Raw genomic sequence first — 13,422 nt, 5'->3', positions numbered from 1 at the left:
CCCGTGAATGCGGGGTCATCGCAGAATCAAGTAACAAATACAATTATTCTGATGTTAGACCCTAATAAGGCGGTGGACCCTAATAAGATATTAGACTCTAATAAACAGGTAACACCGTTAGGTTAAGCTAGAATGCCCAGTTGGACAGTCTGGTAGGTATATGACAATAAGCCCTCTCATTTTTTTCTGGAAGGGCTTTTTAATTCTATTTTGCCTTTTTTTATGGTAAATAACAGTTAAGAGCTTATTATTTTTAGAATTATAATGAGTGATAAAATAATTTAGTATCCTTGGTTGATTCACATAATAAGTGCAACATCGTTACTTTGGAGGTAAATATATCCGTATTCCTTTAAATAATTCATTGGATGTTTTATTATTATTTTCTAATTATCATGAAAATAATTTGAATAGTTTCTTTAATCTATAAAAATAGGTATTATTCTGATTGGGTTATTTAATAAATTCCAACTTCGATTTTATATTTTCTGGATAATAGCAATTGAATTGAAAAAAACAGATAAATAAAGAGTGAGTGAAAATAGATACTTATATAATTTGAGTCTGTACATAATTTTGTGTTGAATAATAATCTGTTGATTATAAAGAAATATTATTTCTCTTAAAAAAGGTTTTTTATTGTTTTATCAATATATGCTTTAACTGTCAGTAGCTTAAAGTTAATATGTAACAGTTCACTGTCGTACAGGCAGTTCGGAAATCAACTAATATGATTTTGAGATAAATACGATGAATTTATTGAAATCGCTGGCTGCGGTTAGCTCTATGACCATGTTCTCTCGGGTTTTGGGCTTTATCCGAGATGCCATTATTGCCCGCATATTTGGGGCAGGTGTTGCAGCGGATGCTTTTTTTGTTGCATTTAAATTGCCTAATTTACTGCGCCGTATTTTTGCGGAAGGCGCCTTTTCTCAGGCATTTGTACCCATTTTGGCGGAATATAAGAATCAGCAAGGTGATGACGCGACCCGGACGTTTATTGCTTATGTTTCCGGTATGCTGACGTTAATTCTGGCAATTGTTACCGTGCTGGGAGTTTTGGCGGCACCGTGGGTGATTTATGTTACTGCACCAGGTTTTACCGATACCGCCGATAAATTTACTCTGACAACAAATCTGTTAAGAATTACTTTCCCCTATATTTTTCTGATATCACTGGCCTCGTTGGCAGGCGCGATATTAAATACCTGGAATCGATTTTCTGTTCCTGCCTTCGCTCCGACGTTACTTAATATCAGCATGATTGTGTTTGCATTATTTGTCGCCCCTTATTGTAATCCGCCGGTGATGGCGTTGGGTTGGGCGGTTGTCGCTGGAGGGATTTTGCAACTTTTATATCAGCTTCCTCATTTAAAAAAGATTGGCATGCTGGTATTACCGCGTATTTCTTTCCGTGACAGTGGCGTATGGCGGGTTATGCGGCAGATGGGGCCAGCACTTTTTGGGGTTTCAGTCAGCCAGATTTCATTAATTATTAATACGATTTTCGCCTCATTTCTGGTGTCCGGTTCTGTCTCCTGGATGTATTACGCTGACCGTTTGATGGAATTACCTTCAGGTGTATTGGGTGTTGCGCTTGGGACAATTCTTTTGCCTTCACTGGCGAAAAGTTTTTCCAGTGGAAATCATGAGGAGTACACCAAATTAATGGATTGGGGGCTAAGGCTCTGTTGTTTGTTAGCGCTGCCTTGTGCTGTTGCTCTAGGTATGCTGGCAGAACCTTTAATAGTTTCTCTATTCCAATACGGTAATTTTACTGCATTTGATGCAGTAATGACCCAAAAAGCGTTAATTGCTTACTGTTTTGGACTGATGGGGCTAATTATTGTCAAGGTGCTGGCACCGGGTTTTTATTCTCGTCGAGATATTAAAACCCCGGTGAAAATTGCGATTGTCACTTTGATTCTGACTCAGCTAATGAACCTTGCCTTTATTGGTCCACTGAAACATGCCGGGTTAGCCCTGTCTATCGGTCTGGCATCTTGTTTCAATGCTAGTATGCTTTACTGGCAATTACGTAAGAAAAATATTTTTAAGCCGTTAGCGGGCTGGAGGGTGTTCTTATTTAAACTGGTTGTGGCAATTGCGGTAATGATTGCCGTATTAGCTGTTACTTTGTGGTTGATGCCAGCATGGGAGCAGGGGAATATGGCTATGCGCCTGTTGCGATTGATGGTGGTGGTTATCGCCGGGGCAAGCAGCTATTTTGCTGCGTTGGTGCTGATGGGTTTTCGGCTAAAAGATTTTGCCCACCGAGGTTTTCAATAAATTGAGATATCCCGGTAATTATTATTAAATCAAGCTGAGCTTGAGTTTTCTGTGGTTACCGGGATATCAGCTAATGATTATATTAAATTTCCCAAAAAGCCAATAATAAGCTTGAATGGTTATAATTGCGGTTTAATAGTCTTTTAATTTGAACCATAATTGAATGACTTTGTTTGATATGATGAAGTATTAGGGGGTGTAAAGTATATCTATTGGTTATTTATATCTGTCAGGTGAATTATTTTGCTGTATTTATATTTATCTGTGTTGAAATTATTGACATGATTAATTATTTGATTTAATTTTTTTCATTCTATTTATGAATCAGAAATAATATATTTAATTGTTATGATTTTTTATAAATCAGTGGTGGCTGGAATGTTATAGTCACTTAATTGAATAGTATTTTAATGAAAAATTAATTATGTGTGTCAGGTCGTGTTTTTCTGTAAATATTATAAGAGATGCTGTTCTGGACCATAGTTATCATATAGACTATATTCGTCATTTGATATAATAAAGCATTTGTAATACTAGTAAACTATTTCTAAGGAATATATGGAACTATGTGTTATGAATTTTTCCCATCATCAATAATCTCAAATATTTCTTTACTGCTTGGAAATGTTGAAGCTGATAGATCTGTGATTGGCTTTGCTAATAAGGCAGTTAATTTTAGTGTTACTGGCGGGGTTATTCAGTGGATTGTTATCTCTAATTCTTTAGAAACTGAATTGTCTGTTGCTTTGTCTATCATATTGATATTTATGTTATTATTAATCAATGAAAATGGGAAATTATACCTAATAGATTTCGAGCCGCAGCGCGGCGGCAAGTGAACGAATCCCCAGGAGCATAGATAACGATGTGACTGGGGTGAGTAAAAGCAGCCAACAAAGCAGCAGCTTGAAAGATGAAGGGTATAGATTGTTTTATCAGGGTAATCAGTTTTAGTCTTTTTAATTATGGAAATTAACGGAGCCATTGGTATGAATTATGAATAGTATTCTTCATTAAGTTGGGGTAAATATCTTACTTTATATAACATCAAGAGCTTATTCCAGTAGGTGTTATTGATGCAGACTATTATTGCCAAAATAATGGGCATGAATAGTGTTCAGATACTGGGATGTACATTGAGGAGCCGCTTTATCCTAAAATAAGGAACGACACATGAGTTCAGAACTGATTGGCAATGTATTGTCAAAAGGGGGATTATTGCCCTCTTATACCACTAAATGGGAACAACGGGCTTCAATAAGAACCCGGCCAGAAAAGTATATTGACTTTGATATACCCGGTTTTTTCTTTCCTGAAGAAAAACAGCCTTTGTTACTTGATGAGAGTTTACAACATATTAGTTATGAAGTTAAAAATGAGATTTTGATACAAGCATTTTTAAAATATTTGAATGATATTATTAATCTTGAAATTAAACTCATTAATTCAGCCTGTAATAAAATCATTTATAATGATTTATCAGTGAAATATCATGAGCAGATGAAAATTAATGCTTATACGGTTATTATTGATGAATATTATCATGTTTATATTGCCAGAAATATGATAAACCAGTTGAAGGCTAAATTTCCTGATATAAAAAAGTTATCTTATCCTATATCAGATGCTTATGTTGCGGTTTCAGAGATAATGTCGCGTCTTTCTCCTCGTTACCATGATTTGTTTGAAATTATTGCAGTCTGTATTTTTGAAACAACGCTGGTGAAAGAGTTGGTGGAGTTTTTTAACAGTGAAAATGTTCATCCTTCAATAAAATATTATGTTAATGACCACATGAATGATGAATCCAGGCATTATTTATATTTCCATGAATTATTACAATATACCTGGCATCATATGAGTGATGATGAAACTTATGGAATTGGTCAGCATATTGCTGACTTCGTTAAGCTTTATCTTAATATTGAATCAGAAAAACAGTTTAATACCGAACTCTTAAGTAGTATTACGAATGATCGGGCTTATAGCGAGAAGTCAGTACAGCGAATATATCAGGGATTTGAGGTAACGCCCGATGTCCCTATTGTAAAAAGTGTTTTATTGGCATTAAAAAGAGCCGGGGTGCTTGAACATCAAGCGGTTCGGCGTGGTTTTGAAAATATCGGATGGGTTATTTCATGAGAGGAGCCGAGGAAATGAGTAATGTAATGTCTCATCAAACCGTATCAATGGCAGAACTCGAAAGCTTGGTAAAAGAAATTAAAATCCGTTTGATTAATCGTCAAAACTTAATTTTGGTACAGAAAGTTAATTATAACGATAATGGAGTGTTACCTATTCTGGTTGCCGTTAAGCCTCATCATGTTAGATCGGTGAGGGAGTGATACGTTATGAGAATACTTAACATACTCACTGGTGCTCATTTGGATCAGCTAAGCACTCATGTTGTCCGTTATCTATTGGACGCGGGACACTTTGTTTATGTGGTAACTGATGATGTAGAGCAGCAAGCAGCCTGGCAGGCCGCATTTAAGCATAATTTCATGCTGATTTCACATGAGCATATTGCTGACTATGCTATTGATTGCGAATTTTGTTACGGCATGATGCCCGCTATTTCTGCGGCGGCGGCGATTAAGTTAGTGGCCTTTAATCAGGAAGACGCCGCTTTATTTCAGGTTGTGGGTGAGCATGGCGGAAGCTGGCGGATATTGGCGGAAAAAAAATTGGCTTGGGAAGCGTATCGATCAGTTCAGGCGCATGAATTGTTGGCGGAACTTTTTATTGACGGTTTGATTACTTTTTGCCGTTACGATTTGGAGCATACACCCCAGTGGCATCCCAGTAAAAATGACATATCGCTATGGTATCAGGCGCAGGAACAGATGCGTAACCGGCAATGGGTGTTAGCCGAGCAGAGCCAACATTACGCCTGTTTTGTTTTGCAAGATGAAATTAACCTTGAGCAAAGTGAAAGGGAAATTGTCACATTACCGGTTACGGGGATTTTCCAACAGGAAGATATTGCGTTATTGGCGTTGTTGCTACAGTTCTTATTTAATGCTCGTCGCTCTGCGCTTTACAGTTTCGATTGGCATTGTGATCAACGTCGGCTGAATCACTATCAGTTACTGACAGGCGTTGAGAAATATGTCGGTTTACGGAATAAGATAGATTGCCTTTGGTCCGGTGAATTGGATAACCCCTTTTATGATCCTCTAAGCGTTTCATCGGCACTGCCTGTACCGGGTGTCGCGGTATTTGTGGATTGCCAGCCGAATTGGTACCAAGAGAATCTTAATCTGAGTCTGAATTGGCACCGTGTTAGCCAAAGTTTGACGCTGAACTTCCGTCAGGGGATACCTTTTTTCAATGCGGTTGCCGATTATATTGCCGAATTTATGCGCCGCTTGCCTGATTTTAAGCAGGGAAAAGTCAGTTTTATGGCATTGGCGCAGTTACCGGAAAACTTGTTGCAACGTTATTATTATCAGAATAATCAAACACAATGTGATTATCCGCATGCCACTCTCCCCGCGCTGTTTGAACAGCAAGTCAATTTGGCGCCAGAACATCCGGCGGTATTGACTGAACAAGTTGCTATGAGTTACGGCGAACTGAATCAGCGAGCCAATCAGCTTGCGAACTATATGATGCGGCACTATTGTCTGGAAATGGGTAATCGGGTTGCGATCATGCTGTCCCGTGAAGCCGATTTGTTCGTCGCATTGTTGGCGATCCTTAAATTGGGATGTGCTTATGTTCCCATTGATACCCAGTCACCGGCTATCAGAACTCATTCGATTCTTGAAGACGCCCAACCGGTGTTGCTACTGACTTCACAGCCTGTTCCGATAGGTTTTTTACCTCAGGGCGTGCAGCATTTATATCTCAATAGTCAGGCGGGCAGTGATATCTTCTCTGACGAACCGACTAGCAACCCTGAAATAAAAGTGCAACCCCATGATTTAGCCTATGTTATCTATACTTCCGGTACAACGGGTAAGCCGAAAGGTGTCGCCATCGAACACGGTAATCTTCTGAATGTGTTTAATGATGTGCAGCGGCGTATGGCACTGACACCTCAGGATCGCTTCTTGGCTATCACGACATTGGCGTTTGATATATGCAAATTGGAAATTTTTATGCCGCTAATGTTTGGTGCCACGGTGGTATTAGCCGATCAACGTCAATTACTCGAAACGAATAAGCTAAAACATTATCTGGAAACATACCGTGTCAGCCTGATGCAAGGAACCCCTTCATTCTGGCAACAGATCGTTTTAGAGATGGATGGGCAATTTCTGCCAGTCCGGGCGATATGTGGTGGGGAAGCGGTCTCCAATGATTTGGCACGGCGGTTAGCGAAGATGACCATTCAGACATGGAATATGTATGGCCCGACGGAAACGTGTGTTTGGTCAACGGGTTGCTTACTGAATGTTGAACAGCCACAGGTGCTAATCGGTAAGCCGATAGCCAATACCCAGTGTTATGTTTTAGATGAGTCAGGTCGTCCGGTTCCTCCTGGTGTGATTGGTGAGCTGCATATTTCAGGGGCCGGTGTGGCACGTGGGTATTTTGGTAATCCACAGTTGACCCGTAGTCAATTTATACCTAATCCATTCTATTGCGCGGGGGAAAACTGGCCTGGGCCAATCATGTATAAAACCGGTGATCGGGTTCGTTATTTACCTTGCGGTAATCTGGAATATATCAGTCGGGTTGACAATCAGATTAAATTGCGTGGGCACCGGATTGAATTGGGGGAAATTGAGTCGGTATTACAGCAATATCCTGGTATCCAGCGTGTGGTGGTGGCTTTACAGCAATCCGTTACTCCGGGTGGGGAACCTTTCCTTGCTGCTTATTACCAGGCTAATGCGCCTTTGGATCGCCAACTGCTAACGGATTTTTTCGCGCCGTTGCTGCCTGATTATATGCTGCCCAGTACCTATATGTTCCTGGCAAATATTCCGTTGAATGCCAACGGCAAGGTGGATCGCAAAGCGCTGCCAGCTATTCAGCTACATGAACAGCAGCATTATGTTGCGCCTTACACGGAGTGCCAGTGGATATTGTGTCGGATCTTTAGTCAGGTATTAGGTGATGGGCAAACCCAAATTGGCATTACTGACGACTTTTTTAGTTTGGGAGGAAGTAGCCTATCAGCGATTCATCTGGTTAATCAGATAAATACTGAGTTGAAGTGTGATCTGAAAATTAGAGATATTTTCCAGCAGAAAATGATCTCTCGCTTAGTTCCGTTAGTGGAGGTGGGCCGTAGCGAATTCATGTATCGGGATTACCTGATTAAACGTGCTGATTTGGAACACCGTTATCACCCGTTCCCACTGAATAATGTTCAACAAACTTACTATTTGGGTCGCTTCAAGAGTTTTGAACTGAGTGAGGTATCAACCCATATCTACAGTGAGTTTGTCTTTGGACAATTGGATCATCGGCATTTAGAACTGACATTTAACCAACTTATCTCACGTCATCCTTCGTTATGCACGATCTTTGAAAATGGTGAACAGCGTTATCTGAACAGTGTGCCTTACTACAATATCTCATATCGGCAGATCACAACGGATAGCGAATTGATGGCACTGCGCGAACAATTTTCACATAAAGTTTATGCGCCAGAACATTATCCGCTATTCGACATTCTGTTGAGCGAGTACGCAGGCAAATACATTCTGCATATCAGCTTTGATGCGATCATCATTGATATGACCAGCTTTGAAATTCTGTTTTCAGAATGGATTCAGCTCTATCAGCAGCCAGAATTGCCGTTACCGGCGCTGGATATTACCTATCGTGATTATTATTTGCAGTATGAACGGGTACGGAACAGTGCGTTGTTCACGCAAGCTGAGAATTATTGGCGACAAAAAGCCAGCACCATGTCACTTGAGATGAATCTGCCTTTGGCAATGCATCCTGCGGCGGTGGGTAAACCCCATTTTCGACGTATTAGTGGCGTTATTCCACAATCGATATGGCAGAAATTATTGGATAAATGTCAACATTACAGTATTAGCCCAACGGCGTTGATTGTTGAACTTTATAGCCAAACCCTTTGCGATTGGGCCGGACAAGAGCAGATTTGCCTCAATTTGACACTGTTTAATCGCTTGCCACTTCATCCGCGGATTAATCAGATCATTGGCGATTTTACCGCCTTAAGTCTCTTTGCTTACCAAAACCGTACGGATATTGCGATTTGTCAGCAACTTGAACAGGTACATGGCGCGCTGTTGCAGGATATTGAGCATAATCTGTTTGATGGGGTTGATGTACAACGTATGTTGAAACAGCAGAGAGAGCTATCAGCCAATACCGTTATTGCTCCGGTTGGGTTAACCAGTGTATTGGGGATGAATAGCAAAGCCAGCATGTTTGAGTTACCGCTGGATGAGAGCTATCAAGGGATACAATATTCCATTTCCCAAGCTTCACAGGTCTGGCTGAATCATAAGGCTTATGAAACTGATGAAGGATTTGTTGCTGAATGGGATTATGTCGAACAACTGTTTGAAGCCGATACCATCAAGGCCATGCATGACAGCTATTGTCAATTGATTCGGTTAGTTGCTGAGCGTGATTGGCAACAGATGACTTTTCCTACTCCAGCTTTACCAGTAGCACAACAATGATGCAATCCAACGTTGGAATCACACTCAGGTGAAATATCCACGTCAGACGCTGCATAGTTTATGTGGACATTAATTGCAACAATCGGGGCAAGTGGCGGTGCCTATTGTGACAGGCGTGATAAGGCAATAATAGATATGCCCAATCACGCCAATTTTTCAGAAAAACAGCGATTATCCTGTTACATCCGCTCTACCGTCTCAATACCCAATGTATTCAGACCTTGCTTCAATGTCTTAGCGGTCAGGAGCGCCAGTTTCAGGCGGCTTTGACGCAACTCTTCGCTTTCCGCATTGAGGATCTGACAGTGTTCATAGAAACTGGAGAATAGACCAGCTAAATCGTACAGGTAAGCACACATCACATGTGGCGTACCTTCACGGGCGACGGTGGTGATGGTCTCTTCAAATTGTAACAAACGGGTGGCCAATGTTTGTTCACGATCTTCATTTAGGATAATTGGTAGTGTCAGATTGCTTTCATCGATTGCGGCACGTTTGAAGATGGAAGCGACACGGGTGTAAGCATATTGCATATAAGGCGCGGTATTGCCTTCAAAGGCGAGCATATTATCCCAATCGAAGATGTAATCTGTGGTGCGGCTCTTGGAAAGATCTGCGTATTTCACGGCACCGATACCGACAGCGGCAACCACTTTTTTCAATTCATCTTCTGGCATATCCGGGTTCTTTTCACGGATAAGGGTGTTGGCACGTTCAAGCGCTTCATCCAATAGATCGGTCAATCTGACAGTACCACCGGCGCGGGTTTTAAATGGTTTGCCATCTTTACCCAACATCATGCCGAACATATGGTGTTCCAGTGACACGGATTCTGGTACATAACCCGCTTTACGAACGATGGTCCAGGCTTGCATCAAATGTTGATGTTGACGGGAATCAATGTAGTAAAGAACGCGGTCAGCGTGCAGGGTTTCATAACGGTATTTTGCACAGGCGATATCGGTTGTGGTGTAAAGATAACCGCCATCCTTTTTTTGGATAATAACACCCATCGGTTCACCTTCTTTGTTTTTATATTCATCAAGGTAAACTACGGTTGCACCATCGCTTTCTACTGCCAGCCCTTGCTGTTTCAGATCAGCGACAATACCGGGCAGCAGATCGTTGTACAGACTTTCACCCATGACAGAATCTTTAGTCAGCGTGACATTCAGACGATCATAGGTTTGCTGATTTTGGGCCATCGTAATATCTACTAGCTTGCGCCACATGGTACGGCAATATTCATCACCGCCTTGCAGTTTTACTACATAGCCACGGGCGCGGAGGGCAAACTCTTCATCTTCATCGTAATGCTTTTTGGCTTCGCGATAGAAAGCTTCCAGATCGGACAATGCCATATCGCTGGCATTTTCGTTTTGCACTTTTTCCAGATAGGCAATCAGCATACCAAACTGGGTTCCCCAGTCACCCACATGGTTAGCGCGGATAACCTTATGACCGAGGAATTCAAGTGTACGAACGGCAGCATCACCAATAATCGTGGAGCGCAAATGACCAACGTGCATCTGTTTCGCGACATTGGGGGCGGAATAATCGACAACAATAGTTTGTGGTTTGGCTGGAGTAACGCCGAGCTTTTCATCTTTCAGTGCAGTTTCGATATTTGCTGCAATCCACGCTTTATCAAGGAAAATGTTGATAAAGCCGGGGCCAGCGATTTCAACTTTACTGGCGATACCTTGCAGATCTAGCAGGTTAACGATTTTTTCTGCCAGTTGTCGGGGAGGTATACCCACTTTTTTCGCGGCGGCCATAACACCATTGGCCTGATAATCGCCAAATTGCGCTTTCGCGGATTGGCGGATGTGAGCTTCGCTGTCGGCTGGAGCACTTGCTGCAATCAATGCTTGGCTGACTTTTTCTGAAAGAATCGCCTGAATATTCACCTGGTTACCTTAAATGACGAACAAGAAATAGGTATATTGTAGCAAACAATATCCTTTACAAAATGGTTCATAAGAAAAAACGGCGGGTTTTATACCATATTCGACACATGACATACCACTTTACTGTTGCTTTGTGCCAAGTTGCGAGGATAAAAAACGCGTTTTCTCGAAAAATCATGATCGTGACTATAATGAATGCCGTAATGAATATACGGCATAAAGGGAGGGGAGCCGTTATGGGAGTATGGCAAACGAACGAACAGGAAAACCAGAGGCTTTGTTAGGTTTGGCCACGATATTAAAAATGACTGCACCACGTACAGGTACTTGGTCCAAATTAGCTAAAAGTTCTATCTGATAAGTATTTTGCTTTAATACATAATCTTCGCCCAACAACGCATTATTCTTTCTAAAATCTTTAGCGGAGTCGGTATCAAATGTTTCATGTCCAATGGATTTAACATGACGTTCTTCAAATAAAAATTTGAGGGCATCTATTCCCCATCCAGGTATTTGGTTATTGCCAGAATCATCTTTATTGTCCATTTTCTCCTGAGATGGCCAGCGTTTACTCCAGTCAGTTCTGAGCGCAACGAAAGTACCCGCCTCAATAATTCCATATTGTTCTTCAAATTTAAGAATATCTTCTTTAGAAAGTGAAAAATTAGGGTCCTGTTTTGCTCTTTCTGATTGATCAAGCACGATTAAAGGTAAAACCAGTTCTTTTAATTCCAGTTCATCCACAGAACGGCTATTAGGAACAAAATGGCAGGGAGCATCAAGGTGAGTCCCATATTGGCCGGGAAAAGAAAATTGCTGAACAAAAAAGCCATCTTTATAATCAAACAGTGTTTTAAACTCGGCTGAATCCAACATAAAAAAGTGTGGAGAATCTTTATCGAAACTATGTGTCAAATCGACCCATTTTTTCGACTTCAACAACGTGAGTGCTTGTAAAATGCTATTTGACATAAAAAACCTCATTTTTGATAATTTATTGATGTTATTTTTACCACTATTGCATGATTAATGCTGTAAGATTTGTTGCCGTAAATAGTGATGTTCTTCATGTTTTATTCATTTTTATTGTTCCAATAATGAACATACGACATAAAGGCATAATAGATTTAAAGGCGGAGGCGGGACTCGTCATTTCAGCCTGCTAAGGCTTGTGTTAGACTCGTCAGGTACGAGCACAATAATAAAAAAATATATATTATACGTTTTTTGGGCATTATTCTTAATGTGATTTGTTTTTATCTTGTTGTTATTTAATGTTTTTTATTTTAAGTGAATTTCGTTGATTAAAATTGAAAATCTTTTGCAAATTATTTGTTGAAATTTTTAATAAAAAAGAAATTAATATCGTTTATGATTTAATTAATCCTAAAAAGCTCATCAGCATTGACCTAAAAAGGAACTATTATGCTTTGGAAGAATACTTCTAACCAATTTGGTCATTTATCTGTCCTTTTACACTGGCTGGTTGCATTGGTTGTGTATGGCATGTTTGCGCTAGGACTGTGGATGGTGACGTTGGGGTATTACGATACGTGGTATCATAAGGCACCTGAAATTCATAAAAGCATCGGCATGTTGCTGCTGATAACGATGGTTGTGCGGGTTATCTGGCGTTTTGTTTCTCCACCACCCAAGCCATTAGCCAGTTATAGCCGCCTGATCAGAGTCAGCGCTGTTTTAATGCATATTCTGTTGTATATTTTACTGTTTGGCATTTTTATTAGTGGTTATTTAATTTCGACTGCTGATGGGCAGCCGATTTCTGTTTTTGATTGGTTTACTGTGCCAGCCACATTAATGGGGCAGGGCGAACAGGCAGATACTGCCGGAATGATTCATCTTTACCTTGCTTGGGCGGTGGTAATTTTATCGCTATTACATGCTGTTGCGGCATTAAAACACCATTTTATTGACCGTGATGCAACCTTAAAACGGATGCTAGGTTTCCGTCCTGAATAATACAAAAGACGATTATGGAGAAGAATATGTTTAAGAAGACATTACTTGGCTTGACAGCAGGCGCACTGTTAATGAATGCAGGTTCAGCATTAGCAGCCAATTATAAATTTGATATACAAGGCCAGCATGCCTTTATTCAATTCCGTATTCAGCATTTGGGGTATAGCTGGTTATATGGGACATTTAAAGATTTTGATGGTTCTTTTACATTTGATGAGAAAAACCCGGCTGCGGATAAAATTGATGTGACGATCAAAACGGCCAGCTTGGATACTAACCACGCTGAACGTGATAAACACTTGCGCGGTAAGGATTTCTTTAATACAGATAAATACCCTGAAGCAAAATTCACTTCAACAGCAGTGAAAAAAGAAGGGAATAAATATGTTGTTACAGGTGATCTGACTTTAAATGGCGTGACAAAGCCGGTAACACTGAATGCAGAACTATTGGGTGAAGGTAAAGACCCGTGGGGTGGCTACCGTGCAGGTTTTGATGCTTACGGCAAAATCAAACTGAAAGATTTTAATTTCCAAAAAGATTTGGGGCCTAAATCACAAGAAGCGGAATTATTGATTTCTCTCGAAGGCGTTCGGGAAAAGTAATACGCTGATGACTTA

Annotated in this window: 9 protein-coding genes; 7 read left to right on the top strand and 2 right to left on the bottom strand. The window is 40.6% G+C overall.

Annotation, left to right across the window (positions count from 1 at the left end):
- Positions 1-750 precede the first annotated feature (750 nt).
- The 5 genes from murJ (at position 751) to KZ793_RS11185 (ending at position 8,912) form a co-directional block, all read left to right on the top strand.
- Positions 751-2,289, top strand: coding sequence for a murein biosynthesis integral membrane protein MurJ (gene murJ, locus KZ793_RS11205; protein ID WP_225815404.1), 1,539 nt, complete (start codon positions 751-753; stop codon positions 2,287-2,289).
- A gap of 566 nt (positions 2,290-2,855) precedes the next feature.
- Positions 2,856-3,128 (top strand): hypothetical protein, encoded by a 273-nt coding sequence (locus KZ793_RS11200; RefSeq protein ID WP_225815403.1) that lies wholly within the window; start codon positions 2,856-2,858, stop codon positions 3,126-3,128.
- Between the two features lie 334 nt (positions 3,129-3,462).
- Positions 3,463-4,431 carry a diiron oxygenase gene (locus KZ793_RS11195; RefSeq protein WP_225815402.1) on the top strand — a complete coding sequence of 323 codons (969 nt, stop codon included), beginning with the start codon at positions 3,463-3,465 and terminating at the stop codon, positions 4,429-4,431.
- Positions 4,432-4,445: 14 nt separating this feature from the next.
- Positions 4,446-4,634 (top strand): hypothetical protein, encoded by a 189-nt coding sequence (locus KZ793_RS11190; protein ID WP_225815401.1) that lies wholly within the window; start codon positions 4,446-4,448, stop codon positions 4,632-4,634.
- A 6-nt stretch (positions 4,635-4,640) separates the two neighbouring features.
- A complete protein-coding gene (locus KZ793_RS11185) occupies positions 4,641-8,912 on the top strand; it encodes a non-ribosomal peptide synthetase (protein WP_225815400.1) in 4,272 nt (1,423 codons plus the stop codon).
- Between the two features lie 179 nt (positions 8,913-9,091).
- Here KZ793_RS11185 and argS read toward each other — a convergent pair whose 3' ends face one another.
- On the bottom strand, positions 9,092-10,822 hold the full coding sequence (gene argS / locus KZ793_RS11180) for an arginine--tRNA ligase (RefSeq protein WP_225815399.1): 1,731 nt from the start codon (positions 10,820-10,822) through the stop codon (positions 9,092-9,094).
- Positions 10,823-11,056: 234 nt separating this feature from the next.
- The gene (locus tag KZ793_RS11175; protein ID WP_225815398.1) at positions 11,057-11,794 is read right to left on the bottom strand and encodes a cyclase family protein; all 738 of its coding nucleotides are present in this window, start codon (positions 11,792-11,794) and stop codon (positions 11,057-11,059) included.
- Positions 11,795-12,247: 453 nt separating this feature from the next.
- Here KZ793_RS11175 and KZ793_RS11170 point away from each other — a divergent pair, with 453 nt between their 5' ends.
- Both KZ793_RS11170 and KZ793_RS11165 read left to right on the top strand, forming a co-directional pair.
- Entirely contained in the window at positions 12,248-12,802 is a 555-nt protein-coding gene (locus KZ793_RS11170; protein ID WP_225815397.1) for a cytochrome b, read from the top strand.
- Positions 12,803-12,828: 26 nt separating this feature from the next.
- A complete protein-coding gene (locus KZ793_RS11165; protein WP_225815396.1) occupies positions 12,829-13,407 on the top strand; it encodes a YceI family protein in 579 nt (192 codons plus the stop codon).
- Positions 13,408-13,422 lie beyond the last annotated feature (15 nt).

Source organism: Photorhabdus antumapuensis, from assembly GCF_020387775.1.
Classification (GTDB): domain Bacteria; phylum Pseudomonadota; class Gammaproteobacteria; order Enterobacterales; family Enterobacteriaceae; genus Photorhabdus; species Photorhabdus antumapuensis.
Note: the sequence above shows the minus strand (reverse complement) of the source record. Positions and strands in the feature narration are given on the sequence as shown.